The 25,558-nt window shown below is 41.6% G+C and carries 20 protein-coding genes; 13 read left to right on the forward strand and 7 right to left on the reverse strand.

Translation table 11 applies throughout. The annotated features are described in order from the left end of the window. The first annotated feature begins 93 nt into the window (after positions 1-93). Positions 94-2,313: a patatin-like phospholipase family protein gene (locus tag IEY03_RS13200; protein ID WP_188842690.1), complete on the forward strand. Its 2,220-nt coding sequence runs from the start codon at positions 94-96 to the stop codon at positions 2,311-2,313. 89 nt (positions 2,314-2,402) lie between these two features. Here IEY03_RS13200 and hxpB read toward each other — a convergent pair whose 3' ends face one another. After that, a complete protein-coding gene (gene hxpB, locus IEY03_RS13205; RefSeq protein WP_188842467.1) occupies positions 2,403-3,083 on the reverse strand; it encodes a hexitol phosphatase HxpB in 681 nt (226 codons plus the stop codon). A gap of 401 nt (positions 3,084-3,484) precedes the next feature. On the opposite strand from hxpB, the gene acnB reads away from it, so the two are divergent. After that, positions 3,485-6,082 (forward strand): bifunctional aconitate hydratase 2/2-methylisocitrate dehydratase, encoded by a 2,598-nt coding sequence (acnB, locus tag IEY03_RS13210; protein ID WP_188842469.1) that lies wholly within the window; start codon positions 3,485-3,487, stop codon positions 6,080-6,082. A 299-nt stretch (positions 6,083-6,381) separates the two neighbouring features. After that, entirely contained in the window at positions 6,382-7,203 is an 822-nt protein-coding gene (locus tag IEY03_RS13215) for a hypothetical protein (RefSeq protein ID WP_188842471.1), read from the forward strand. 63 nt (positions 7,204-7,266) lie between these two features. On the opposite strand, the gene IEY03_RS13220 is transcribed toward IEY03_RS13215, so the two are convergent. From IEY03_RS13220 to priA, 6 genes are all read right to left on the reverse strand, one after another. Next, positions 7,267-7,653 (reverse strand): gamma-butyrobetaine hydroxylase family protein, encoded by a 387-nt coding sequence (locus IEY03_RS13220; protein ID WP_188842473.1) that lies wholly within the window; start codon positions 7,651-7,653, stop codon positions 7,267-7,269. Positions 7,654-7,803: 150 nt separating this feature from the next. Continuing rightward, positions 7,804-9,129: an ATP-dependent protease ATPase subunit HslU gene (gene hslU, locus IEY03_RS13225; protein WP_188842475.1), complete on the reverse strand. Its 1,326-nt coding sequence runs from the start codon at positions 9,127-9,129 to the stop codon at positions 7,804-7,806. A 20-nt stretch (positions 9,130-9,149) separates the two neighbouring features. Then, the gene (gene hslV, locus IEY03_RS13230; protein ID WP_188842477.1) at positions 9,150-9,674 is read right to left on the reverse strand and encodes an ATP-dependent protease subunit HslV; all 525 of its coding nucleotides are present in this window, start codon (positions 9,672-9,674) and stop codon (positions 9,150-9,152) included. 161 nt (positions 9,675-9,835) lie between these two features. Further along, complete coding sequence (locus tag IEY03_RS13235; RefSeq protein WP_188842479.1) at positions 9,836-10,432, reverse strand: SPOR domain-containing protein; 597 nt, start codon at positions 10,430-10,432, stop codon at positions 9,836-9,838. Positions 10,433-10,434: 2 nt separating this feature from the next. After that, positions 10,435-12,180: an arginine--tRNA ligase gene (gene argS / locus IEY03_RS13240; RefSeq protein WP_188842481.1), complete on the reverse strand. Its 1,746-nt coding sequence runs from the start codon at positions 12,178-12,180 to the stop codon at positions 10,435-10,437. 146 nt (positions 12,181-12,326) lie between these two features. Beyond that, positions 12,327-14,522, reverse strand: a complete 2,196-nt coding sequence (priA, locus tag IEY03_RS13245) for a primosomal protein N' (RefSeq protein WP_188842483.1) — start codon at positions 14,520-14,522, stop codon at positions 12,327-12,329. A 99-nt stretch (positions 14,523-14,621) separates the two neighbouring features. On the opposite strand from priA, the gene IEY03_RS13250 reads away from it, so the two are divergent. The 10 genes from IEY03_RS13250 to mshL all read left to right on the forward strand — a co-directional run bounded on the left by IEY03_RS13250 (position 14,622) and on the right by mshL (position 25,550). Then, positions 14,622-15,407 (forward strand): FimV/HubP family polar landmark protein, encoded by a 786-nt coding sequence (locus IEY03_RS13250; RefSeq protein WP_188842485.1) that lies wholly within the window; start codon positions 14,622-14,624, stop codon positions 15,405-15,407. A gap of 178 nt (positions 15,408-15,585) precedes the next feature. Beyond that, a complete protein-coding gene (locus IEY03_RS13255; protein ID WP_188842487.1) occupies positions 15,586-16,824 on the forward strand; it encodes a FimV/HubP family polar landmark protein in 1,239 nt (412 codons plus the stop codon). Positions 16,825-16,972: 148 nt separating this feature from the next. Beyond that, positions 16,973-17,185 (forward strand): 50S ribosomal protein L31, encoded by a 213-nt coding sequence (gene rpmE / locus IEY03_RS13260; RefSeq protein ID WP_188842489.1) that lies wholly within the window; start codon positions 16,973-16,975, stop codon positions 17,183-17,185. A 395-nt stretch (positions 17,186-17,580) separates the two neighbouring features. Further along, entirely contained in the window at positions 17,581-18,819 is a 1,239-nt protein-coding gene (locus tag IEY03_RS13265; RefSeq protein WP_188842491.1) for a malic enzyme-like NAD(P)-binding protein, read from the forward strand. Between the two features lie 341 nt (positions 18,820-19,160). Beyond that, positions 19,161-21,071, forward strand: a complete 1,911-nt coding sequence (csrD, locus tag IEY03_RS13270; RefSeq protein ID WP_188842493.1) for an RNase E specificity factor CsrD — start codon at positions 19,161-19,163, stop codon at positions 21,069-21,071. A 339-nt stretch (positions 21,072-21,410) separates the two neighbouring features. Then, the gene (locus tag IEY03_RS13275; RefSeq protein WP_188842495.1) at positions 21,411-22,292 is read left to right on the forward strand and encodes a biogenesis protein MshI; all 882 of its coding nucleotides are present in this window, start codon (positions 21,411-21,413) and stop codon (positions 22,290-22,292) included. After that, positions 22,289-22,894: a PilN domain-containing protein gene (locus tag IEY03_RS13280; RefSeq protein ID WP_188842497.1), complete on the forward strand. Its 606-nt coding sequence runs from the start codon at positions 22,289-22,291 to the stop codon at positions 22,892-22,894. Before IEY03_RS13275 ends, IEY03_RS13280 begins: the two co-directional genes overlap by 4 nt. Further along, positions 22,891-23,553, forward strand: a complete 663-nt coding sequence (locus IEY03_RS13285; RefSeq protein ID WP_188842499.1) for an MSHA biogenesis protein MshJ — start codon at positions 22,891-22,893, stop codon at positions 23,551-23,553. The genes IEY03_RS13280 and IEY03_RS13285 overlap by 4 nt, the downstream gene beginning before the upstream one ends. Further along, entirely contained in the window at positions 23,534-23,854 is a 321-nt protein-coding gene (locus IEY03_RS13290) for an MSHA biogenesis protein MshK (protein WP_188842501.1), read from the forward strand. The genes IEY03_RS13285 and IEY03_RS13290 overlap by 20 nt, the downstream gene beginning before the upstream one ends. A gap of 13 nt (positions 23,855-23,867) precedes the next feature. Continuing rightward, on the forward strand, positions 23,868-25,550 hold the full coding sequence (mshL, locus tag IEY03_RS13295) for a pilus (MSHA type) biogenesis protein MshL (protein WP_188842503.1): 1,683 nt from the start codon (positions 23,868-23,870) through the stop codon (positions 25,548-25,550). The last annotated feature ends 8 nt before the right edge of the window (positions 25,551-25,558 follow it).

A 25,558-nucleotide genomic window follows, 5' to 3' on the forward strand; every position in this document is an offset into this window, starting at 1 on the left:
GCTAGAATATGAGCGTTTTTAATTATATCTGGAACAGCCATGTCGGTGATTTATCGTTTATTTTTAGGGCGTATTTACATTAGCATTACGCTAATGGCTACATTTGTGAGTATTTCAGCTACTGCAGCCGATGAAAAAACAACTGTTTTAAAAGAGCGTCCTACAATTGGCCTAGTACTGAGTGGTGGCGGAGCAAAAGGCGCGGCTCACATTGGCGTATTGCAGGTGCTTGAAGCGAATAATATCCCTGTCGATTATATTGCAGGTACCAGCATAGGTGCTTACGTGGCTGGTATGTATGCGTTAGGTTTTAGCGCCGACGAAATTGAAACCATTATGTTAAAGGGAGAGTGGGATAAGGGGTATTCTGATACGATCCCGCGTGAAAACCTTTCATTTCGTGATAAACAGTTGCGCGACAAATACAATATTCCTGTGCATGTTGGCTACAAGGAGGGTTCAATTACCTCTCCTAGCGGTTTGCTGCAAGGGCAAACTATGTCTTATCTATTACGCCATTCAACAGACTTAGTGGAGCAGTTCGGTGATTTTGATGATCTGGCCATTCCTTATCGTGCGGTGGCGACCAATTTAGCCACAAGTGAAGCGGTTGTGTTGTCAAAAGGCAGTATTGTTCAATCTATGCAAGCCTCTGCTTCAGTGCCGGGGGCTCTTCAGCCTGCATCGATTGACGGGATGTTACTGGTTGATGGCGGTATTGCTAACAATATGCCGATTGATGTTGTTAAGGCCATGGGTGCCGATATCATTATTGCTGTGGACATAGGTTCGCCCTTGGCGAGTCAAACCCAGCTTAATTCTACCATTGCGGTATTGGAACAGCTTTCAACGATTCTTACGCAGGCCAGTACCGAAAAACAAAAAAAATTATTAACCGAACAGGATATTTTAATCCGTCCATGGATTGATAATTTAAGCACAACTGATTTCAGTATTATGCCGCAAGCATTGGTGATAGGTGAACAAGCCGCGCAGCTGAAATATGAACAGCTGGCTAAATTATCCATTTCTGATGAAGCGTATCAGGATTATTTGCGCAATAAAAAACAGAAACGTACCGCATGGGTTGATCCGATAAAACAGCCAGTCTATAGAGTTGTATTAGATAACCAATCTTCAATTAATGACAAGTTAATCCATGATCGCCTCGGCATTAGCGAAGGTCAAGTCGTCAGTAAAGATGAGCTGGAAGCTGCATTGCAACGGGTTTATGCATTAAATCAATTTGAAAGAGTGGATGCAGAGTTTACCGACTCGGAAGATGGCCGAATTTTAACGGTGACTTCAAAGGCAAAAGGCTGGGGCCCGAATTACTTTAATGCAGGTTTTAACTGGGAAGATGATTTTAGTTTAGATTCATCCGTTTCGTTAAACCTGGCCTACACCTTGACGAATATAACCGACAATGGTGGGGAGTGGCGCAATGAAGTTGAGCTAGGTTTGAATAAACGCTTCTCGACCGAATTTTACCAACCCTTGGATCGTGACCAAGACTTTTATGCTCTGACACGTTTTGAATATGAGCTGAAAAATTGGGATATTTACGAAAAAAACGAACGTATTCTTGAGTTAGAAAATGAAGATGTGAGTTTAATTGGAGGGCTTGGGGCTAATTTATCATCTTATGGTATTGTGGAATTAGGTTTTATCACCGAACGAGGCACCATCTCAAACAGCGTCGCGCTCAATGGCAATTTTGATTATAGCACCTATGGTGCTTACTTTAAGGTGGCTTATGATACCTTAAACAGCATCAGCTTCCCCACCGAAGGTAATCGATTAACGTTGACGGTGCATTTTCGAAATGAAGACTATGACAGTAATGATTTAGTTACCTTAGGCAGCCTTAGCGATGAAACCTTGCAAATTGAAGCAGATTGGAAAGGTGCATTACGATTAGGCAACCATGCTGTTGTGGGTAAAATGGCGTTAGCGACGGTTGAAAGTGATGACAAGTTTACCGCGCATTTCAGTAGCCTAGGTGGGTTCTTGAATTTATCGGGCTTTCACAAAAATGCCTTAGCTGGCCCACATAAAGTCTTTGGCGCGGCTATTTATCAATATGATTTAGGCAGAGATGTATTGGTTACTGATTTGCCCTTGTATTTAGGTGTGAGTGCCGAGGCGGGTAATGTGTGGTATACCCGCGATGTCGTAGATTTAGACGACTTAATTTATTCAGGTAGTTTATATTTAGGTACCGATACCTCTTGGGGCCCTGCAGCGCTAGGCTTTGGATTTACAGATACAGGGGATAAATCAATTTACTTGTTTGTTGGTAAAAACTTCTAACATCTTCAGTGGCTCCAAAAATGGCATCGTAAAACGATGCCATTTTTGATTGCGTTAACCCGATAATGTTAACAAGCTAGAATCAAGAGTTATAGAGTATGCTCTTGTAGGTAGGCTGATAATATGGGGGCAACCGCAGATAACTGGCTGATTTGATGGTGGCCAATAATCCATTTTGTTTGGTGTGCCACTTGGGGTGCCGGTATGGCGATGGTTTGCATATTGGCAGCTCTCGCGGCAATCAAGCCATTAAACGAGTCTTCAATAGCCAAACAATTCACTGCATCAACCGCTAATTTTTTAGCGCAATTTAAGTACACTTCAGGGTGAGGTTTACCCAATGCTAAATGCTCAGCAGAACAAATAGCATCGAAATGTTCACTAATACCGAGTCGTGTTAATACCGCATCAATAATGAGTGAGGGAGATGAAGTTGCTAAACCAATTTTAAGTCCTTTTTGACGGCAATTTTTTAAGGCGTCAATTACCCCTTCCATCGGCTCGCCATTGAGTCTTATTTGCTCCGCCACCGCTTCAACAATTTTGGTCGCGGTTTCGGCGTTGTTATAGTTAGCCCAAGGGAAGCGTTGATACCAGTAATCAACAACCTGATCAATACGATAGCCTGTTGTACTTTCTACATCTTCGCATGTGAGTTTGAGCCCAAGACGATTCAATACCGCAATTTCGGCTTTTTGCCATGCGGGTTCAGAATCAATTAATACCCCATCCATATCAAAAATCACGGCCTTAATATTGATATTTGCCATTGTTAACCTTATTCAGTGACTCACTTTGAAGTGTAGATTATCGTCATCTACAAGATTATTCAGTAAAAATACAAATATTTGAAATTATTTTTAGCCAATGTTGTAGAGTTTGTTGGGTTTATTTAAATTGAAAGGTTTAATTTAAGCTTATGAAACAATATGGTTTTTTTACTGTTTCAAACTATTGTCTAATTTTCTTTGTTTTAATATCACTTTACATTGCAAGTTGGACAAAAAAATCCAGTAGATTTCATCTGCGTAATAGTGTGAGCTGATTCATACTTTTTTAAAGCTGTAGTATACTGGGGGTCGGATTTCAAGCCCGAACCTGTGGAATTTCAGCGTGACTAAAACTGACGTTGAGTTTTGCCGTAAGGCGTCAAACAAAGAGGAATGTTGCCGTGCTAGAAGCATATCGTAAACACGTCGCAGAGCGTGCTGCAGAGGGTGTTGTCCCTAAGCCATTAGATGCACAACAAGTGGCTGAGTTAGTGAAGTTAGTTGAGACTCCACCTGCTGGTGAAGAGGCCGTGATCCTCGACTTATTAGAAAACCGTATTCCACCGGGTGTGGATGAAGCAGCCTATGTTAAAGCGGCTTTTTTAGATGCAGTAGCTAAAGGCACTGTTAAGTCGCCAATTCTATCTGCAGAGCGCGCTACCGAATTACTAGGTACTATGCAAGGCGGATACAACATTGAGCCATTAATTGCTCAATTAGATAATCCAGCATTAGCTCCTATCGCCGTTACCGCATTATCAAACACCTTATTAATGTTTGACTCTTACCATGACGTGGTTGAGAAAATGCAAGCTGGTAACGCTTTTGCTAAACAAGTGGTTGAATCATGGGCTAATGCAGATTGGTTCTTAAATCGTCCAAAGTTAGCTGACAAAGTCACATTAACAGTATTCAAAGTGGCCGGTGAAACCAATACTGATGACTTATCTCCTGCACCAGACGCATGGTCACGTCCTGATATCCCACTTCACGCGCTAGCTATGCTGAAAAACGCCCGTGACGGTATCGTACCTGATCAACCAGGCGTAGTCGGTCCAATTAAAGAAATCGAAGCCCTTAAAGGCAAGGGTCACCCACTGGTTTATGTTGGTGATGTAGTGGGTACGGGTTCTTCACGTAAATCAGCCACTAACTCAGTACTATGGTTCATGGGCGATGATATCCCTTATGTACCAAACAAACGTGCTGGTGGTTTCTGTTTAGGTAACAAAATTGCACCAATCTTCTTCAACACTATGGAAGATGCTGGCGCATTACCCATCGAACTTAACGTAGATAAGATGGAAACTGGCGATGTTATCGACATTTATCCATACGAAGGCGTTGTTAAACGTGCTGGCTCTGATGAAGTCATCTCTACGTTTGAATTAAAAACGGAAGTGTTATTAGACGAAGTTCGCGCTGGTGGCCGTATTCCATTAATCATTGGCCGTGGCTTAACTGACCGTGCACGTGAAACGCTAGGCTTAGATGTATCTAAAGTCTTTGTACGTTCACAAGATGTTGCAGACACTGGCAAAGGTTACACTTTAGTACAGAAGATGGTGGGTAAAGCATGTGGTGTTGCCGGTGTTCGCCCTGGCCAATACTGTGAGCCTAAAATGACCTCAGTGGGTTCGCAAGATACCACAGGCCCAATGACCCGTGATGAGCTAAAAGATTTAGCGTGTTTAGGTTTTAGTGCTGATTTAACCATGCAATCTTTCTGTCACACAGCGGCTTATCCAAAGCCAGTTGACGTTGATACTCACCATACATTACCTGATTTCATCATGAACCGTGGCGGTGTATCACTTCGTCCAGGCGATGGTGTTATTCACTCATGGCTAAACCGTATGTTACTTCCAGATACCGTAGGTACTGGTGGTGACTCACATACGCGTTTCCCAATTGGTGTTTCTTTCCCAGCAGGTTCTGGCTTAGTGGCATTTGCTGCAGCAACTGGCGTTATGCCACTTGATATGCCTGAATCAGTCTTAGTGCGCTTTAAAGGTGAAATGCAACCAGGTATCACTTTACGTGACCTAGTACATGCCATTCCACTTAAAGCGATTGAAATGGGTCTGCTTACGGTTGAGAAAAAAGGCAAAATCAATGCTTTCTCTGGCCGTGTATTAGAAATCGAAGGTCTTGAAAAACTTAAAGTTGAACAAGCATTCGAATTATCTGACGCATCAGCAGAACGAAGTGCAGCAGGCTGTACCATTAAGCTAGATAAAGAGCCAATCATTGAATATCTAAACTCTAACATCGTCATGTTAAAGTGGATGATCAGCGAAGGTTACGGCGATCGTCGTACCATTGAACGTCGTATCACAGCAATGCAAGATTGGTTAGCTAACCCAGTATTAATGGAAGCTGATAAAGATGCAGAATACGCTGAAATTATTGAAATCGACCTAAACGAAATTAAAGAGCCAATTCTTTGTGCACCAAACGATCCTGATGACGCAGTACTGTTATCAAGCGTTGCACAAACTAAGATTGACGAAGTGTTCGTGGGTTCTTGTATGACAAACATCGGTCACTTCCGTGCGACCGGTAAGATGTTAGACAAGTTTGCTAAAACACTACCAACACGTTTATGGATTGCACCACCAACTAAGATGGACAAAGATCAGTTAACTGAAGAAGGTTACTACTCAATCTTTGGCCGCGTTGGTGCACGCATTGAGATCCCAGGTTGTTCATTATGTATGGGTAACCAAGCGCGTGTTGCTGAAGGCGCAACCGTTGTTTCAACTTCAACTCGTAACTTCCCTAACCGTTTAGGTACTGGCGCAAACGTATACTTAGCTTCAGCTGAGTTAGCGGCAGTAGCAGCGTTATTAGGTCGTTTACCTTCAGTTGAAGAGTATCAAGAATACGCGAAGGAATTAGATGCAACAGCAGCTGATACTTACCGTTACTTGAACTTCGACCAAATCGACTCTTACACTAAGAAAGCGGGAAGCGTGATTATTCAATCAGCGGTTTAAGCTTGAAGTAGTTAATTGTGGAACTAAAATGCCAGCAGAAATGCTGGCATTTTTGTTGGCGGAAAAACTCAATTTTATTTATTTTTAATTGACTTTATTTTTAGATGTAATGTAATATTTTTATAAATATGATTTAAAATCATTGAGTTACTCGTTACTCGTTACTCGTTACTCGTTACTCGTTACTCGTTACTCGTTACTCGTTACTCGTTACTCGTTACCCGTTACCCGTTACCCGTTACCCGCTATCCGTTATCTGTTATCATTTTGTTTTTAATTTAAAAGGATTTTTGTCATTCATGAAGGCCATATATTTACTATTACTCTTGCCAATACTCGCTACAGCAAACAACTTACCCAGTTTTTTGTCCGTCGATACAGATAAAGAATACATTGCAACCATTGATACCTTACGTAGCTTATTACCTAAAAATGGTGACCCAGAAATCTTAATGGGTTTGGCCTCACCCTATAGTTTGTTAGATATCCAGCCGACAAAATTTACGTCACTAATTGATAAAAACCAGTTCACTAATTTTAATTTAGGGGTAATGGGTCAGGCGATATTTAAAGCTAGAGAGCAGTTTGTTGTCGGCTTACCTAACAGGGTATTGTGTCAAAATTCGACCTGCAGAAAAATGAGAATGACAGTGATTAATCAATTCATGAAGGAACAAGCTAAAGTAGGTGAGTTTTTCAATCAGAATGAAGATATTCTCATTGTACAAAGAACAACCGATGATGTTTATCGAATTAATAATGATTTTTATACCCCGTCGGGCATTATTCAATATCAGCCTTCTGCAGTAGCAGGTTTTGTGCCTTCAGCCAATTGGTCAGAATATAAAAGCACTGAAGAATTAACAAGTTGCAATACATGTTCAGATCGGTCAATTGCAGTGAGAAATATTATGGCTCAATATAATGTTGCTGCTATTGTTCGTGAGACTAATATCGGGGTGAACGTTATTTTTGGCGGCATAAGTAATAACCATTGGGGGGTAATGGTCATTGAACAATCTGCCGATAAACCAAAAGTTGGACAACGAAATACGTTAGGTTTTGAGTATGAAGATGTGATCGAGCTAACGCCCAAAGCTTATTATTATCAAACCAATTAACTTGCTATAATGAGTTGCTCTTTGCTAGAAGCAAGAACACAATATTCTGCTTCTAGCTTGTCATTACGAATATTTTATATTCATCGAAATCAATGCTTCGCGAGATCCTTTCTCTGCTCGAAGACGTGCTAAATATCGTTCCCAAATTTCCACTTGATGACTACCTAATTCATAAAGAATTTTCCATGAAAACAGCCCAGTATCATGGCCATCGTCAAACACAATTTTTACTGCATAATTGCCAACAGCTTCAATTGCGTTGATGTTAACTTCTTTTTTGTGGGTCACTAAAATCGGGTTACCATGTTGCTGAACCTCAGCAGATGGTGAGTGCACCCGGAGCATTTCACAGCTGATGTTAAACATTTCGCCGTTGTCAAAGCTCACTTCTAACAACTTAGACTTACGCTTTAGTTTAATGCCAATCACGTTTGGCGTAGCTTCTGACATGTTATTACCTATAAAAAGTGGTTACCATAAAAAAGGATTAACGATAAATCGAGGATTTTAATCATACTCGATTTTGGCGTTAATCCCATTTTTATCATGCCTAAACGTGACATGTTAAGACATCATTTAAGCTTGATAGTGATCCAGTGACTAAAGAATAAAGCGGCTTAGATCTTCATCTTGTACAAAGGTATCTAAGTGCTTATTAACATATTCTGCATCAATCACAAAAGTTGAACCGGATTTTTCAGAGGCATCATAGGATATCTCTTCCATCAGCTTTTCCATTACCGTATGCAGTCTACGCGCGCCGATATTTTCAGTGCGCTCGTTCACTTGCCAGGCGGCTTCTGCTATACGCTCAATCCCTGATTCAACAAACTCAACTGTTACACCTTCAGTGCCCATTAAGGCCACGTATTGTTCGGTCAGTGAAGCATGTGGTTCAGTTAAAATACGTTTGAAATCGTTAGCAGATAACGCATCTAACTCAACGCGAATAGGTAGACGACCTTGTAATTCAGGGATCAAATCAGATGGTTTTGACATCTGGAATGCACCTGAGGCGATAAACAAAATATGGTCTGTTTTTACCATACCGTGCTTGGTGGTTACCGTACAACCTTCGACTAAAGGTAGAAGGTCGCGTTGCACACCTTCACGCGATACATCAGGACCAGAGGTTTCACCACGTTTACAAATTTTGTCAATTTCATCTAAAAACACGATGCCATGCTGTTCGACTAACTCGATGGCTTGTTCTTTTAAATCTTCCTGATTAACTAACTTTGCTGCTTCATCTTCAATTAACTGTTTATAAGCGTCTTTGATTTTCATCTTCTTACGCTTAGATGTGTTCTGACCTAAATTTTGGAATAAGCCTTGAAGCTGATTAGTCATTTCCTCCATGCCTGGAGGTGACATGATTTCAACCCCAATTTGCGGCGCTGTAACATCAATTTCAATTTCTTTATCGTCTAACTGGCCTTCACGCAGCTTTTTACGGAAGATTTGACGCGTATTTGAATCGTCTTTTTTCTCGGTTTCCCAATCTTCTTTAGCCTTAGGCAGTAGCGCATCTAAAATACGTTCTTCTGCCAGTTCTTCGGCACGAAAACGGCATTTTTTCATTTGCTGTTCGCGAGTCATTTTCACCGCTGAGTCTGTTAAATCACGAATGATTTGCTCAACTTCCTTGCCGACATAACCCACTTCGGTAAATTTAGTGGCTTCTACCTTAATGAAAGGGGCATTAGCCAATTTAGCTAAACGGCGAGCGATTTCAGTTTTACCGACACCCGTTGGGCCGATCATTAGAATATTTTTTGGGGTGACTTCTTGGCGCAATGAAGCTTCAAGCTGCATACGGCGCCAGCGATTACGAAGGGCTACCGCAACCGAGCGTTTGGCATTTTTTTGGCCAATAATGTGCGAATCGAGTTCATGGACAATTTCGCGAGGGGTCATTTCAGACATAATTTTTCCTTTCGCTCGAATTAATAATTCAGCTCTTCAACGGTTTTGAATTGATTGGTGAATACACAAATGTCGCCAGCGATAGTCAGTGATTTTTCAGCAATGTCACGGGCGCTTAATTCGGTATTTTGCAATAACGCAAGGGCAGAGGCGTGGGCGTAATTACCACCAGAACCAATGGCAATTAAATCGTGTTCAGGTTGAACAACATCACCGTTCCCCGTAATAATTAATGACTCTTTGGTATCTGCAACCACTAACATGGCCTCTAGCTTACGCAGCATTTTGTCGGTGCGCCAATCTTTAGCCAGTTCAACGGCAGACTTAAGTAAGTGGCCTTGATGCATTTCAAGTTTAGTTTCGAAACGTTCAAACAAAGTAAATGCATCAGCTGTACCGCCAGCAAAACCTGCTAATACTTGGTTGTTATAAAGACGGCGTACTTTACGTGCGTTGCCTTTCATTACAGTGTTGCCCAAAGACACTTGGCCATCACCTGCGATGACAACTTGGTTATTACGGCGTACAGATACGATTGTAGTCACAGTAAATCCTCTTCACTAAATTTAGCAAGGATAAAAAGCCTTCTGCTAATTGATATAAAGGATATGGGGGAGTGGTTGCTGGTTTTCAAGTTAGAAAGGTTAACATTCGTTTATGAAAAAGCCCGATGTCTCGGGCTTTTATTTTGAGGTGTTATATTACTTTATTGCCATAGCCAAATTTGGCAGGTGTTGATGCCTGCTTTTTGCATTTTATGACGGCCACGCTCACCATCGCGTTTGCTTTCGAATGGCCCTAAAACGACTCGATACCATATGCCGTTGGCGCCTTCAGAGCGTTTGACTTGTGCTTCCATTCCCATGAACGCTATGCGTGCTTTCATTTCATTTGCCTGGCTTTCTTGGCGGAAAGAGCCACATTGCATTTGATATAAACCGCTAGAAACTACCCCTGAATTAGGGACATCAACGTCGACACTTTTATTTTCTAACTCTTCAAGATAAGTCCATTCTTCTTGAGGTTTTGGCGGTAACGCGTTGGGATCTTTTTTGGCCACGACAGGCTTAGTTTGCTTGTCGGTGGATGTCGACTTTGCCGCAGCGTTCACTGCGGGGGCTGCGTCCTCTGAGCTGCCTTTAATGGTCCACAAAAAGTATCCAAACCCAGACACTAATACTATGGCAAGTAACCAAGGTATCAAGGGCATGTTGCTTGACGATCCTTTACGTTTTGACGAACGCGCCCCTTTACTGGCTTTTGCGGCCGATTTAGGTTTGCGATTGGCATAATCTCGGCTCATATTTACATGCGCTCTAAGGTTTCAATGCCTAATAACGATAAGCCAGTTTTTAAGGTGTTAGCTGTTAATTGGGCTAATAACAGACGACTTTGTTTTTGCGCGTCGGTGTCGGCCGCCAGAACGGGGCAAGCTTCGTAGAAGCTTGAGAACTCGCTGGCCAGCTCATAGAGGTAGGCACATAAAACATGTGGCTGACCTTTATCTGTCATGCGAATAAGAACTTCATTAAACTGAGCCAGTTTAGTGCCTAAATCTTTTTCTTTTTCATGCTCAAGAACAATTTTAGCCTGACTTAAGTCGATGTCTTCAGCGCGCTTGAAAATGCCTGCTACACGAGTGTAGGCATAAAGAAGATAAGGCGCAGTGTTGCCTTCAAAACTGAGCATCTGTTCAAAACTGAAAATGTAATCGCTGGTGCGGTTTTTGGATAAGTCAGCATATTTAACCGCGCTGATCCCCACTACCCGTGCAATTTCAGTTAAGGTTTGCTCATCCATATCAGGGTTTTTACTGCGGACTAATTCCAGCGCGCGCACATTGGCTTCATCGAGTAAATCAACTAGCTTAACGACGCCGCCGCTACGGGTTTTGAATGGGCGGCCGTCTTCGCCGTTCATGGTGCCAAAACCTGTGTGCTCTAATGTCATCTCTGGACGAACAAATTTAGCTAGGCGTGCAAGGTTAAATACCTGTTGGAAGTGCAGCGCTTGACGTAAATCAACAAAGTACAATGCACGATCCGCTTTGAGTACATTTGAACGATAACGCATTGCGGCTAAGTCTGTCGTCGCATACAAATAACCACCATCGGCTTTTTGAATGATAACTGGAAGAGGTTCACCCTCTTTGGTTTTAAATTCATTTTGAAATACGACTTTGGCGCCGTTACTTTCGGTCAATAAACCTTGGGCATCTAAGTCAGCAACAACTTGATCTAAATCGGCATTGTAGGCACTTTCGCCATGGACATCTTCGCGGGTTAAGCTAACGCCTAAACGCTGGTATACGTCCAAACAATGGCTAAGTGAGATATCATTAAACTCACGCCATAATTTATTGCAGTAAGTATCACCCGATTGTAGCTTTACCACTAACTGGCGTGCACGAGTTGCGAACTCGGTTGATTCATCAAAGCGAACTTTGGCAGCACGGTAAAAGTTTTCTAAATCAGATAGTTCTAGGGTGGCTTGCTCGCCTTGAGCCGCTCGTAATTCTTCCATATAGGCGAGCAACATGCCGAACTGGGTGCCCCAGTCGCCAACGTGATTTTGACGAATAACGTTATGTCCTAAAAATTCCAATGCGCGTACGACGCTGTCACCAATAATGGTTGAGCGCAAATGACCAACGTGCATTTCTTTAGCGAGGTTAGGAGAAGAGTAGTCAACGACGATATTTTGCTTGGCGGGTAATGGTACACCTAAATGGTCATCATTAAGTGCCTGTTGTAATTGGTTGGCTAGCGCATTGTCATCAATGAAAAAGTTAATAAAACCTGGGCCGGCAATATCCACTTTCGCCACATGCGAAGACTTTGGTAGCGTGTCGATAATAAGCTGGGCGACTTCGCGTGGCGGTTTACCGACAACTTTAGTCAGCATCATTGCAAGGTTGGTGGCTAGGTCACCATGGCTTTTATCTTTAGTGCGGTCCACTTGAATACGCGCTTGAAAATCAGCTGGCACAATACCTTGTTGTTGGAACGAGGCGATGGTTTGTTGTAGTAAAGATTCAATATGTGATTTCATGGGCCTTTGCTTGCACTAAATTCGTTAATGAATGACACGACAGAACCGCATATTTTAGCCGCTTCTGGGGGTAAATTGCTATGTACTTGACGGAATTTTTTACGATTCATCATTCTTAGCCCGTTAACTGGCCTAATTCCGCTGAATTACATTAAATCCTGTGGGTCGCGATCGATACTCCAACGACATTTCTTGGTTTCAGGTAGTTGCTCGATTAAGTTGATGATTTTTTCAAACTCGACCTGAAGCCTGTGACGTGTTTTCGCTTGAAACATCAACTGGCGACGATATTTACCCGCTTTACGATCTAATGGCGCGGGAATAGGGCCAATGATTTCAAATGCTTTGTCTTGGGGTAAAAGCTGACTGACTTTAGTTAGAAACTCATCCGCGTCGGCAGCTGAATGAGCTTCAGCGCGAATAAGTACCATGTGCCAAGCGGGAGGAAGTTGCGCCAACTGCCTTTCTTTTAGCTGTTCGCGGGCGAAATCGCCATAACCCTGACGTAATAAACTGCGCAACAAGACATTGTCGCTCTGGTGGGTTTGTAAAAGCACTTTGCCGGGCTTGTCTGCTCGACCGGCCCGCCCTGACACTTGGGTGTATAGCTGGCCAAAGCGTTCTGGGGCACGAAAGTCTGCGCTGAATAATGCCCCATCTACATCTAATAAACCCACTAAGGTGACGTCCGGGAAATGATGCCCCTTAGCCAGCATTTGGGTGCCGACAAGTATTTTGTATTCGCCTTTATGAATGCCATGCAGTTGTTTTTCGAGTGAACCTTTGCGTCTGGTGGTATCGCGATCGATACGCACCACTGGGTAATTTGGAAATAAGGCAGTAAGTGCTTGCTCTAGCTGTTCTGTGCCCAAACCATGCCCCATCAACATGGTGCTACCGCATTGGTGGCATTGCTTAGGGATCGCATATTGATTTCCACAATGATGACAGCAAATTTCATTTAAGCCTTGGTGCACGGTAAAAAAAGCGTCGCAGCGATCACATTCATGCAAGTGACCACATTCATGGCATAACAGGGCTGGTGCAAAGCCGCGGCGGTTTAAAAATAATAGCACCTGATTACCCGCATCCAGATGCATGCGCATTTCATTAATTAGGGATGGTGACATGCCATTTTTAAGTGGTTGGTTGGTGATATCAATAATCCCTTGTTTTACCTTTTGCGCCGCTCCGGCTCGCTCAGCTAATATTAAGTGGTGGTAACGTCCTGATATGGCATTTTGTAATGATTCTAATGAAGGGGTGGCTGTCCCTAATATGACCGGAATATCTTCGTAATGGCCACGCATAACGGCTAGATCACGTGCATGGTAGCGCACGCCTTCTTGCTGCTTGAAACTGGCATCATGCTCTTCATCTAAAATAATAATTCCGGGAAATAACATGGGCGTAAACAGAGCCGAACGGGTGCCAATAATAATGGCGGCTTGCCCGCTTCTTGCTTGACGCCAAGCGTCGAGGCGTTGATTGTCTGTTAAACCTGAGTGGATCACCGCAATGTTGACAGCAAAGCGCCGTTTAAATCGGTTGATGGTTTGAGGTGTTAAGCCTATTTCAGGCACCAAAATAAGCGCTTGCTTGCCTTGTTTTAAAATTGCTTCAAGCACTGATAAATAAACTTCCGTTTTACCAGACCCGGTTACGCCTTCAAGCAGACTGCAATTAAAACCCTGTTGTTGATTGAGTATCGATACTGCAACCGCCTGTTGTTTGTTCAGTTTATGGGGTGTTTCAGTGATGTCGAGTTGCCGACGCCAGCTTAAATCAATTGCGATTGTTTGTGCTTTACGCTCAACCCAGCCTTTATCCTCTAATGCTTTTAAGGCCGCTTTACTGTATTCAAGGCTGATAAATTCGTCATGGGTTATGGGGTGTTTTTTAAGGGCGTCGAATAATTTTTTTTGTGCAGGTGCTCGGTTTAGTAGGCTAGTTTGTGCAGCTAGGCCTTGGTGACTTAAAGTATATTGAGTTATTTCTTGTGGGGCGGTATCGGCACCTTTTCGTAATGCAACCGGTAACGCCTGGCTGAGCATTTGCCCTTGGCTGGTAAAGTAATAACGGGCTGCCCATAGCGTTAATTTATATAACGCATCTGGCAATATAGCTTGGGTATCGAGAACCTGAGTGATGTTTTTGATTTGATTTTCGGCTAAGTTGCACTCATCTTTGATCGCAGTGATTAAGCCAATCAGTTGCTGGCGCCCGAAAGGCACTTTAACCCGTAAACCAACGGCAATAGCAGATAGGTGTTTTTCAGCAACACCATAACTGAAGTTTGTTCGCAGTGGGACGGGTAAGGCAACTTCAACATACACAGGCATAGATTTCCAAAAGGCAATGTAGGATGTTCATTCTAAGAGGTAATTAGTGTAACGTTATCAGATAAATATAATAATCCGAATTTAAAACAGGGTGAAAAAATGAATAAACTTAGGTTAATTATTAAAAGCCTAATGTTAATAATGACTTTATATTGCAGTATGTTATCTGCTGAAGTCTCACATGTCAGTATTAATAGCCGTCAGTTTGATATAAACCAAGTTCCCTCTTTAAAAGTGAATTTTATTTCAAAACACAAAGATTTAAATCAGTTTTATTTCATTATTAAGCAAGGAAGTGGTCAATACGCTGTCGAGCAAACACTTGTGGCTAACAGAATTAACCCCTATTTAATCCATTTACATGGGAACACTAATATAACCGACAGCCATGCTACACTAAGTGTGTCGATATTTCGAAATGCAGATTGGGTTCAAATAGCGGCTTTACCAATATTTGATGCACCTAAATCGAATAATGCGGCGGCCTTAACGCCCAGTTTGCAGCCCCACCAGCCACAATTAACGCCCCAAAAGGCTGTTGTAACAAATAGCGCTAAGCATCAATTAGTCAAAGAGACGAGCCCCCTTGCAGATATCATGCAATTACCCGCGATGGTCCAAAATTGCAATGTGGATAGATCTGACTCTGAAACCTTATGGAAAATTGCCAACAGGTATAAAGCACAATGGAACACCAATGTTTATGGGGCAATGCTCGCCCTATATGAAGCGAATCAACACGCGTTCTCTAAACAACGTATCCACTTGTTACGTAAAGATGTGTCATTAAATTGTCCAGCAGCACATATTTTGGCGCAATATCATGATGTGTCAGTTGACCGACGCACTTTTGAAGCGTTGCAGGCCAAGCATGCTGGTTTTTAAAGATTAGATTTTGAATTAATCAGTATTTTGTTGCGGCTACAGAGATAAATTCTATATAGTTGTGCTGCGTTACATAATGCGTGATATCTATCTTTGATAGCAATCAATAGACAGTTCAGCATCGATAATAAAATGAAAAAAATCGTATGCCAAGATAAAAACGTTAAAGGATTAATACATGAAAATCTCTCAGATATGTTTCGCGTTAGCGGGGTTAGCAATTGGCTCATTAAGCCAATCTGTTATTGCTGATGTGAGCCATATTGGTATTGAAGCAATGGGGTTTGAGGCTGGTGAATTACCGAAACTGAACGTCAATGTCGTCAGTGATCATAATGATGCTTCCCTGTTAACTTTTTATATTCGTCAAAAATATAAAAATACAGTAGTGCTAGAAAAACTGCTTGTGGATGATCACAAGGAAAATACCTTTATATTGCATGGCGAAGAAAAAATTATCGATCCAAACTCATCACTGATTGTTTCTGAGTATCGAGATGGCAAGTGGCAGCAATACTCGCCTGTCAGCTTGTTTGATGGCGACGTGAATAAGGTCTCGGCAAATTTACAAGATAATCAGCCAGTGGCGATCAAGACCATGAAATCGTCTGATACTTACAAGCAAAATTACCAAGCGGTTGCCAAAGAAAACCAAGCAAAGCCCGAATACGATTACCAACCGTCCACTTCTGCAGCGTCTAACGAATTATCAAGCCCAGCTGTTCAAGTGCAGATCCCATTGGACTGTATGATCAATAAAACCTCAACAGATACTCTGTGGACCTTGGCTTCTAATAATGCCAAAGCATGGGGGACAAATGTATTTGGGGCAATGGTGGCAATTTATCAAACTAATCCAAGCGCATTTATAAATCAAAACATTAAAAAGTTGAAAGCAGACAGCCAGCTTGCTTGCCCTTCAGCTGAAACGTTGGCGCAATTTACTAGTCCAAATCAAGATAAAAAAACCTTTGATGCACTGGTTATAAATAGCTTGCCACAATCTAATAGTGCTCAAGAAAATTCAGTGGATATTGCGCTCAAAGAAGATGAGCCACAGAGCGCGAAAAATGAGTTAGTCGAAGCATCGAATGAAGAGCTTACAAGCCCAGAAGAGGTTGAGACCGTCATTGAGGAGCAACTAACTTCTACTGAGTGCTCGATAGACAAGCAACCAGATGACAGTTTGTGGAGTGTTGCCGCAACTTATCATAAATCCTGGAATACCAATATCTTTGGAGCTATGTTGGCAATTTATGATGCTAATCCAAATGCCTTTGCTCAGCAGAAAATTAATTTCCTCAGGGCCGATGCCAAATTAAGTTGTCCATCAAAAGATATACTCGAACAATATCATGACGCTCAAGCTGATAAGGTTAAGTTTGATGATTTAGTTGCTGCGCATACTACAAGCTGAATACGTGGCGAAAGTGGTGAAAATAACCGCTTGTGAAAGCCTTAAAGACACTGTATTATCTCGCGCCTAAACATATTCTTATTAACTGCATGTGGTGTCCAACTTCGGGTTGTGATAGCGACATGGCCTTCAATTTGAGGTAGCCCCAATGAAATCAGGTATTCACCCAGAGTACGCAGAAATCACCGCAACTTGTACTTGTGGTAACGTAATCAAAGTTAATTCAACTGCAAAGAAAGATTTGCACTTGGACGTATGTGGTGCATGTCACCCATTCTACACAGGTACTCAGAAGATCGTTGATACCGGTGGTCGTATCGACAAGTTCAACAAGCGTTTTGGTATGCTTGGTAAAAAGTAATTGCTTGTGCAATTATTTTAAAGGCGCCTTAGGCGCCTTTTTTGTTTTCTGCAGAGATGAAAACTGACTTTTTAGTTATAAATAATAGTCTAGTGTACTAAAGTTAGATTGTTGTTATTTTTACTAACATTTAAGCCGTAAAACTCGGTTAATTGCACTAAATTACAAAAATATTTGTTATTTTACTACATTTTTAACTTGTTGATTTTAAATAACTCATAAATGATAAGTTACTATTACGTTGCTTATGCCTTTCAATGGTCGGATAGGTGGGTAAAGTTTGAGTTTTTGATTTATATCCTGTTATTTTTAGCGTATTGTTAACATTTTCCACTGCTGGATAATTCAGCAGTTATTAGATTATGTCACTATATAGCGCACTCAGGATTGATAAAATGTCAGATTTTCGCCAACAAGCTCTCGACTATCATGAATTTCCCGTACCAGGTAAAACTGCCGTCTGTTTAACTAAACCCGCTCAATCTAGCCATGATTTAGCTTTAGCATATAGCCCTGGCGTTGCTGAGCCTGTGCGTGAGATCGCTGCCGACCCTGAAACGGCTTATCGCTATACCAATAAAGGCAATACCGTTGCTGTAATCTCTAATGGCACCGCTATTCTAGGACTAGGCAATTTAGGTCCTTTGGCATCAAAACCTGTGATGGAAGGCAAGTCATTACTGTTTAAGCGTTTCGCGAACATTGACTCTATTGATATCGAAGTAAAGCACCGCACATCAGAAGAGTTTATTAATACAGTAGAAGCGATAGCGGATACATTTGGTGGTATTAATCTTGAAGATATTAAAGCGCCAGAATGCTTTCAAATTGAAAAAGAACTGATCGCACGTTGCAATATTCCAGTGTTTCATGACGATCAACATGGTACCGCGATTGTTACTGCTGCGGGCATGTTAAATGCGCTTGAGATTCAAGGTAAAGATATCAAAGAGGCTGTATTTGTTTGTTTAGGCGCAGGTGCTGCGGCAATTGCCTGTATGACGATGATCGTTAAATGCGGAGCTTTGCGTGAAAATATCTACATGCTTGACCGTCAGGGGGTAATTCATACCCGTCGTGATGATTTGAACGAATATAAAGCCTTATTTGCAAATAATACAGATAAGCGCACCCTTCAGGATGTGATTGATGGTGCGGATGCCTTTTTAGGTTTGTCGGGAGCTAATTTGTTGACGGAAGAGGACATCAAGTTGATGGCGCCTAATCCGGTTATTTTTGCATGCTCAAATCCAGACCCTGAAATTAAACCTGAGCTAGCCCATAGCATCCGTAAGGATCTCATTATGGGCACAGGACGCAGTGATTATCCTAATCAGGTCAATAATGTGCTTTGTTTTCCGTTTATTTTCCGTGGGGCCCTAGATGTAAGGGCATCAGTGATAAACGATGAAATGAAATTAGCGGCTGTATATGCGATTGCTGATTTAGCTAAAGAGCCTGTACCCGAAGATGTGTTAGCGGCTTACCCGAATGTTAGCGCGTTAAATTTTGGTGCTGAATATGTGTTGCCTAAACCAATGGACCCAAGATTATTAGTCAATGTAGCACGCGCTGTGGCGCAAGCTGCAATTGATTCAGGTGTTGCAAAGAACACCACATTGCCAGTTTATTAATTACGCAATTACAAATTTTAGCGTATTTAAATATCAACGTATTGAAGGGGCTTCGGCCCCTTTTTAATTTTTATTAACAATGCCATAGTGTTTACAGAACAATAACCACATAGTTAGGTATACTGAACCTCAACAATAGCAAACCTCAATTGTAGATGGGCAATGGCTATCAAAGCACCAGGGTTATGCCCAAATATGCGACAAACCTACTTCGAGAAAAAATACGTGGTCGTGGTTCGTAATGCTAAGGGGTAACGTCAACTTTGATAACAAATGCGTCGCCTCGAGCCACCTGTATCACTTGAGTTGTCATTAATAACGTCCAGCAGGAAAGCGGATAGATGAAGCTGACTAAAATTCTCACAAAAAAGTTAACCAGCTTCTGGTTAGTTTCTCTGGCTGCTGTCGCCTTTGTTTTTTTATTATGTGCACTCATGAGCTTTGTGCAACTCACTTATCGCTTCCAACAAAATAAAGTGGCTGAACTTGAATCTATGATAGTGACCCACTATCAACAGCATGGTACGGAGCAATTAGATACTTGGTTACCTGCGGTATTAAAGGCTTATCATGTAGAAAAATTTCAATTGTTATTAGACCAACAAGTTTTGTACTCCCATGATGTCGATATACTGAGTCGCGCCACAGGATTAACCTTTTATCATCATGTGATTGACCCCCAAACCTCTTTGACTGTGACATTTGAATTGCCATCGCCATTAAATAGTTATCAATTCAGTGGCTATGAATTGTTTATTTTACTCATAGGGTTGGGTGCGATTGTGGGTTTTGTCCGATATGGATTGCGATGGTTCACCCAGGAATTAGATGGCGTTGAGCTGTTAGCCATCCGCAGTAAATTGATTTTAGATGGCGATATTCAAGGCGCAAAAGTAACGGCAGTGAAAGGACGGCCTAGGTTAATTAATCGAGCAATTTCAAAACTAATCAATGATCTGGAAGATGCTCAACAAGAACGTGGTCGCTTAGATCAGTTTATTCGTGCCAATACCTTTCTTGATCCAGTGACAGAAATCGGTAATCGACTTTATTTTGAGAATAGAATAGCCGCATTAAGTAATGACAACAAAATGGTGGCTTATGGCGTGGTTTTTTTGCTTGAGTTTGATGATGATGCATTAATGAATGTGCAAGCAGACATCGAAGAAAACAGAGCATTTATTACTCAAATTGTTGCGATTATTCCTCCGTTAGTGAGCGATTATACGGATGTGATTTTTGCAAGACGTAGTGGGTTACAACTCGCGGTGGTCGTTCCACAACTATCACTTGCCGAAGCCGATCTATTGGCGGACAGGTTACTTCGTCGCTGTCTTCTGGTTAAACATCATCAAATTGCAAATCATGATAATTACTTACATATCGGTGCTGCATTTTATAAAGCAGGTGATCAACCCTCACAAACTATTGAAGAAGCCGAAATGGCCTTACGTGCGGCTCAATTGCAACGACTCAATAACTGGTTTATGTACGATAAAGGTGCAGTTGATAAAGAAATCGCCAAAGGCTCTGTTAGATGGCGTAGTTTTTTAGAATATGCGCTAGTGAACAAGCGATTTTTTTTGTTACATCAGCCTGTACTGGAAAGTGACAATAGCTTGTTGCATTATGAGATTTTTAGTCGGGTTAGAGACAATCAAAACAATGAAATTCGTGCGACGCTGTTTATTCCTATGGCCAATAAATGCGGCTTAATGCCACAAGTCGAGAGGATGATCGTCGAGCAAGTTTTATTTCATGTTATGCCGCAAAATAATGCCATTTACTGCATAAATTTAAGCATGGATACTTTGACCAGTCGCGCATTTATCCGTTGGATACAATCGACATTGCTTGAGCATCGACCTTTAGCAACAAGACTGATTTTTGAAGTGTCTGAGGATGTGTTTATTAAACATCAACAGCATCCCCAGTTGGCCAAATCCTTAACCATGTTATCTAAGATGGGGGCAAGGTTGAGTGTCGATCATGTTGGTAAGCAAGTCGTAGGAACTCAATATATTCAAACCTATGACTTTGATTTTGTGAAATTAGACCGTTCGATTATTCGCCAGGTGCATGAACGACCAGAAAATCAGTTATATATTCGTAGTCTTATTGGTGGGCTTTTACGTTCCAAAGCGCAGGTTATGGCTGAAGGTGTTGAAATATTAGAAGAATGGCAAACATTGAAAATATTGGGCGTCAGTGCTGCACAAGGTCCATTTCTCGGCGAGATAACCCTTGTGTAAATTGAGTTAAACGCAAGGCTTTGTTGGCATCAAATTATGTTTAAACTTGTTTATCTGAGATGAGCCATCTATCTTATTTAAATAGCTCATTTTTAGTATTTTTCTATAAAATTAAAATATTAGCGGTTAAACTGGGAAATGTGTTGATGACATATCAATGACATTTTTCGATAATGGGTATGAGAGATTACAAACTTGATCTGAAATGGCTATTTAAAAGTGTGTCAGCGCTTTATCGTGTATGTAAAGATGACTATTTGATTCATCCACACTAATGTATTTTCCGCAGTATCAGTATGTTTAACATCGGCACCATTTTAGTTCGTAAAAGGCTTGCAAATGAATAGTGGTTTTTTGAATAAATTAGTTTTTTGGCGTACTTCAACTCACTCTGGGGAACTTGGGGTATATGTTGGCGCGAACTCTGTGTGGGTGTATCAAGCCGAGAAAAAAGCACAATCAGAGTCATTTACTGAATTCGATTTAATCAACCATGATTTTCAAACCACTTTTAATGCCATAAAACATCAGTTTGGTGCCGCGCATCTGCAAATTGTTCTTTCAAGTGCATATTACGAATTATTGCAAGCCGATAAACCCAATGTTGACCCCGCTGAAATATGCCAAGCACTGCTCTGGTCCATTAAGGATATGGTGGCGCAACCCGTTGCGAATATTCACCTCGATTATTTTGAGTCAACGGTAGCGACTAATTCAAAAGTTAACGTAGTGGTTACTGCACGAGATAAGTTGGTAGCGCTAGCAACTGCCTGTGATGAACTTGGCTTTACTATTGCCGGAATTAATATTGAAGAGTTGGCGTTAACGCCATTATTTGATGAAGATAAAATGGCGCACATGCTGGTGACTCACTTACCAGATGAAGAGCTATTATTTACTGTGATAAAGGCGGGTGAGCTGCTCATGCAAAGGCGTGTACGTGGTTTTAATCAGTTGCATAAAGCTAAAGATGAAGAGTTAAGCTATGGATTAGCGGACAACCTGAGTTTAGAGATCCAACGCTCAATGGATTATTTTGAAAGTCAGTTACGTCAAGCCCCGGTATCTACTATTAATTTATTAACAGAAGGTCAGCAACAAACCTTAGTGAAGCTAGTTGCAGCTAACTTTAATCAACAAGTAAAAGCTATTGTGCATCAGGGTGTTTCAGCTTATCTAGCCAGATTAGCTTTTAATGAGCTTTCAAGAGGTGAGGCGTGATTAAAACTAAGGTTAATCTCTACAGCGCCACATTATTACCGCCAAAGCAGCGAGTAAATTTTCTGTCGCTCTGTATATCTGTGGCGGTCTTATTAAGCTTAACGGTAGTTTTATACCTTGTGGGCAGTTATCAGCTTTATAACATTCAAAATAATGTCACCCAAGCGGAACAAAAAAATAACCGTTTAGTGAAACAGAAAGACGATTTAGAAGTCCAAATTTCACAACGGGTTCCAGACCAAAATCTAGTCGCTAGAGTCGAGTTAGAGGAACAGAGATTAACCCTAAAACGTTTACTGAAATCTGAACTGGAAAACCGTACCGCATTGATCAGTCAGGGCTATTCGCCAATGTTGACCGATTTGGCCACCGTAGCCGATGCAACGGTTTGGTTAAGCCGCATTCATTTTAATGAACAACAAATTGAATTTGAAGGCTTTGGCCAACAACCCTCCAGCATTCCACGATGGATTGAACGCTTAAAAACAGCGGATACTCTAAAAGGGTTTGCCTTTGCGGCAATGACAATGGATAGAGGCGAAGATAAACCATTAGCCTTTAAATTAACCAGTATCCAGGCAAACAAGGAGGCTGCTAAATGAAGCAACAATGGCAGCAACTTGAGCAAAAATTTAATGGCTTAAGTCAGCGTGAACGTTTATTGATTGCTGTTGCCACTATTGTGGTTATCGGTATGCTAGCTTTAATGCCACTTGAAGCTAAATGGCTCGAAAACAGTAAGGCTCAGAAACGCTTACAAGCTATCCAACAACAAAGTAGCATCACTGAGCAACAAATCGCCTTATATCAACAACGCCTCACGTTAGACCCCAACGCTGATTACCAACAAAGGTTGACATTGATTAATGCGCAAATGAGTGAGGTTGATGCCGAACTTAACGCTCAGATGGTCGATATGGTGCCAGCAGATTATATGCCAACCGTATTGGCTAATCTGTTGTCTAATGACAAAGGAATTAAGCTGCTTTCATTTAATTCAATTGCGCCAGTGGCGTTATTGCAAGTTGGCGATGGTGAACAACAAAAAATGAATCTATATAGTCATGGCATAAAGTTGGCTATTGAAGGTGATTATTTTGCGGTGTTAGATTTCATTAAAGCCATTGAATCTATGCCAGATAAACTGTATTGGAAGCGATTAGATTATCAAGTAGAAAAGCATCCAACAGCCAAAGTTGAATTAGAATTATACACATTAAGCATTAATAGGGACTTTATCAGTGTTGCTAAACAAGATTAATCCTTACCTCTCATTAGGCTTTCTTTCCCTGTCGCTGACTTTTGCCGCACAAGGACAGACGCTTCGAGATCCAACATTGCCGAGCCAAACTTACCAAAGTGAGGCAGTAGCAAATACTCAACAAAGTTTGGTACTCAATAGCGTCATTAATGGCGCGTCATCCTATGCAGTAATCAATAACAAAATTATGAAAGTGGGTGATAGCGTGCAAGGTGTGCGCATTGTATCGATTGGTAAAAGCCACGTGAGCTTGTCTGATGGCCGTAAACTCCAATTATTCCAGTCGGTAACACAGAGATAGGACATTAACGATAATGAAAACGACAAACTATATTACCCCTCTGTTGATGTTGAGTTTGATGGCATGTCAAACGACTAATCGACCTGATCCGAGTGATTCAAAAAATGCCATTAACGAATCTCTCGTCCAAGCACAAATTCCAAAAACGGTGGCTCCACCGCCAGCTGTCATGCCTTCAGATGTGCAACGTGAATTAACTGGCCAATATACAATGGGAGCATCAGCAGCTTCTTTGCCGGCAGAACGTCGTTTTGATGTGTCTGCTCATAATGTAGAGGCGCGAGTGTTTTTCCCTTCATTGGTTGAAGGAACGCCATTAAGTGTCGCGGTTCATCCAGAAGTTCAGGGGACTATCTCATTGTCCTTAAAAAGTGTCACTATGGCAGAAGCGATTCAGGTAGTAGAAGATATTTATGGCTATGAGGTGAGTCGAGAAGGGCGTGTATTACGGATATTTCCTGCCGGAATGCGCACCGAAACATTCTCATTGAATTATTTGTATATGGAACGTGAGGGACTCTCGTTAACATCCGTTAGCTCGGGACGTATTTCTGATAACAATAGTAATTCCAATTCCAATTCCAATTCGAATAGTAATTCTAATAACAATAATTCAAGTAACAGTAGCAACAACAGCAATTCTAATAGTAACAATAGCAGTGATAATACTAATGGCACTTTCATTCGCTCTAAAACCAAAACGGATTTTTGGGGCGAGTTAAAAGAAACCTTAACCGCAATTATCGGTGAAACGGGTGGCGGGCGTCAGGTGGTGGTGACTCCGCAAGCCGGATTAGTCACCATTCGAGCTTTCCCGAATGAATTACGCCAGGTTCGCTACTTTATTGAAAAAGCGGAATCACATCTGCATCGCCAAGTTATTTTGGAAGCAAAAATTATTGAAGTCACCCTATCAGATGCCTATCAACAAGGTATTCAATGGGACAGCGTTGTTGGTCATATAGGCAGTACCAATATTGATTTTGGTACAGGTGCGGGACAAGGGCTTAGTAATCCAATTACCAGTGTTATAGGGGGTGTTACCTCCATTAATGTTAAGGGGACAGATTTTACTACCATGATCAGTTTGCTAGATACACAAGGCGATGTCGATGTGCTTTCAAGCCCAAGGGTGACAGCTTCCAATAATCAAAAAGCGGTAATTAAAGTCGGTAATGATGAATATTTTGTGACTGATGTTTCATCAACCACAGTCGCGGGAACAACTCCGGTTACTACACCACAAGTTGAGCTAACCCCATTTTTCTCCGGTATTGCCTTGGATGTGACCCCGCAAATAGATGAGTCTGGTAATGTTTTATTGCATGTACATCCCTCAGTTATTGACGTTAAAGAGCAAACTAAAGCCATTAAAGTCAGCGATTCAACATTAGAGTTGCCATTAGCGCAAAGTGAAATTCGTGAGTCTGATACGGTTATTAAAGCAGCATCAGGTGATGTGGTGGTGATCGGTGGATTGATGAAGAGCGACAACATTGAAATCGTTTCAAAAGTGCCACTGCTTGGCGACATTCCGTTTATTGGTGAAGCGTTTACTAATCGCAGTCGTGCTAATAGAAAAACTGAGTTAATTATCATGTTAAAACCGACAGTGGTGGGTGAAGATACCTGGAAGAATGAGCTTAAGCGCTCACAAGACTTGATTGAGCGTTGGTATCCTACCCAGCAACAGTAATACTGCGG

It is taken from the genome of Shewanella aestuarii (assembly GCF_014647215.1).
Taxonomy (GTDB): Bacteria; Pseudomonadota; Gammaproteobacteria; order Enterobacterales; family Shewanellaceae; genus Shewanella; species Shewanella aestuarii.

What these genes read in the sequence shown, in the direction of transcription:
- IEY03_RS13255 (WP_188842487.1), top strand. Translation starts at nt 15,586, where the DNA reads ATGAAAATCTCTCAGATATGTTTCGCGTTAGCGGGGTTAGCAATTGGC.
- priA (WP_188842483.1), bottom strand. Translation starts at nt 14,522, where the DNA reads ATGCCTGTGTATGTTGAAGTTGCCTTACCCGTCCCACTGCGAACAAAC.
- IEY03_RS13220 (WP_188842473.1), bottom strand. Translation starts at nt 7,653, where the DNA reads ATGTCAGAAGCTACGCCAAACGTGATTGGCATTAAACTAAAGCGTAAG.
- hxpB (WP_188842467.1), bottom strand. Translation starts at nt 3,083, where the DNA reads ATGGCAAATATCAATATTAAGGCCGTGATTTTTGATATGGATGGGGTA.
- csrD (WP_188842493.1), top strand. Translation starts at nt 19,161, where the DNA reads ATGAAGCTGACTAAAATTCTCACAAAAAAGTTAACCAGCTTCTGGTTA.
- IEY03_RS13250 (WP_188842485.1), top strand. Translation starts at nt 14,622, where the DNA reads ATGAATAAACTTAGGTTAATTATTAAAAGCCTAATGTTAATAATGACT.
- IEY03_RS13265 (WP_188842491.1), top strand. Translation starts at nt 17,581, where the DNA reads ATGTCAGATTTTCGCCAACAAGCTCTCGACTATCATGAATTTCCCGTA.
- IEY03_RS13275 (WP_188842495.1), top strand. Translation starts at nt 21,411, where the DNA reads ATGAATAGTGGTTTTTTGAATAAATTAGTTTTTTGGCGTACTTCAACT.
- IEY03_RS13235 (WP_188842479.1), bottom strand. Translation starts at nt 10,432, where the DNA reads ATGAGCCGAGATTATGCCAATCGCAAACCTAAATCGGCCGCAAAAGCC.
- argS (WP_188842481.1), bottom strand. Translation starts at nt 12,180, where the DNA reads ATGAAATCACATATTGAATCTTTACTACAACAAACCATCGCCTCGTTC.
- IEY03_RS13285 (WP_188842499.1), top strand. Translation starts at nt 22,891, where the DNA reads ATGAAGCAACAATGGCAGCAACTTGAGCAAAAATTTAATGGCTTAAGT.
- IEY03_RS13200 (WP_188842690.1), top strand. Translation starts at nt 94, where the DNA reads ATGGCTACATTTGTGAGTATTTCAGCTACTGCAGCCGATGAAAAAACA.
- hslU (WP_188842475.1), bottom strand. Translation starts at nt 9,129, where the DNA reads ATGTCTGAAATGACCCCTCGCGAAATTGTCCATGAACTCGATTCGCAC.
- rpmE (WP_188842489.1), top strand. Translation starts at nt 16,973, where the DNA reads ATGAAATCAGGTATTCACCCAGAGTACGCAGAAATCACCGCAACTTGT.
- IEY03_RS13215 (WP_188842471.1), top strand. Translation starts at nt 6,382, where the DNA reads ATGAAGGCCATATATTTACTATTACTCTTGCCAATACTCGCTACAGCA.
- mshL (WP_188842503.1), top strand. Translation starts at nt 23,868, where the DNA reads ATGAAAACGACAAACTATATTACCCCTCTGTTGATGTTGAGTTTGATG.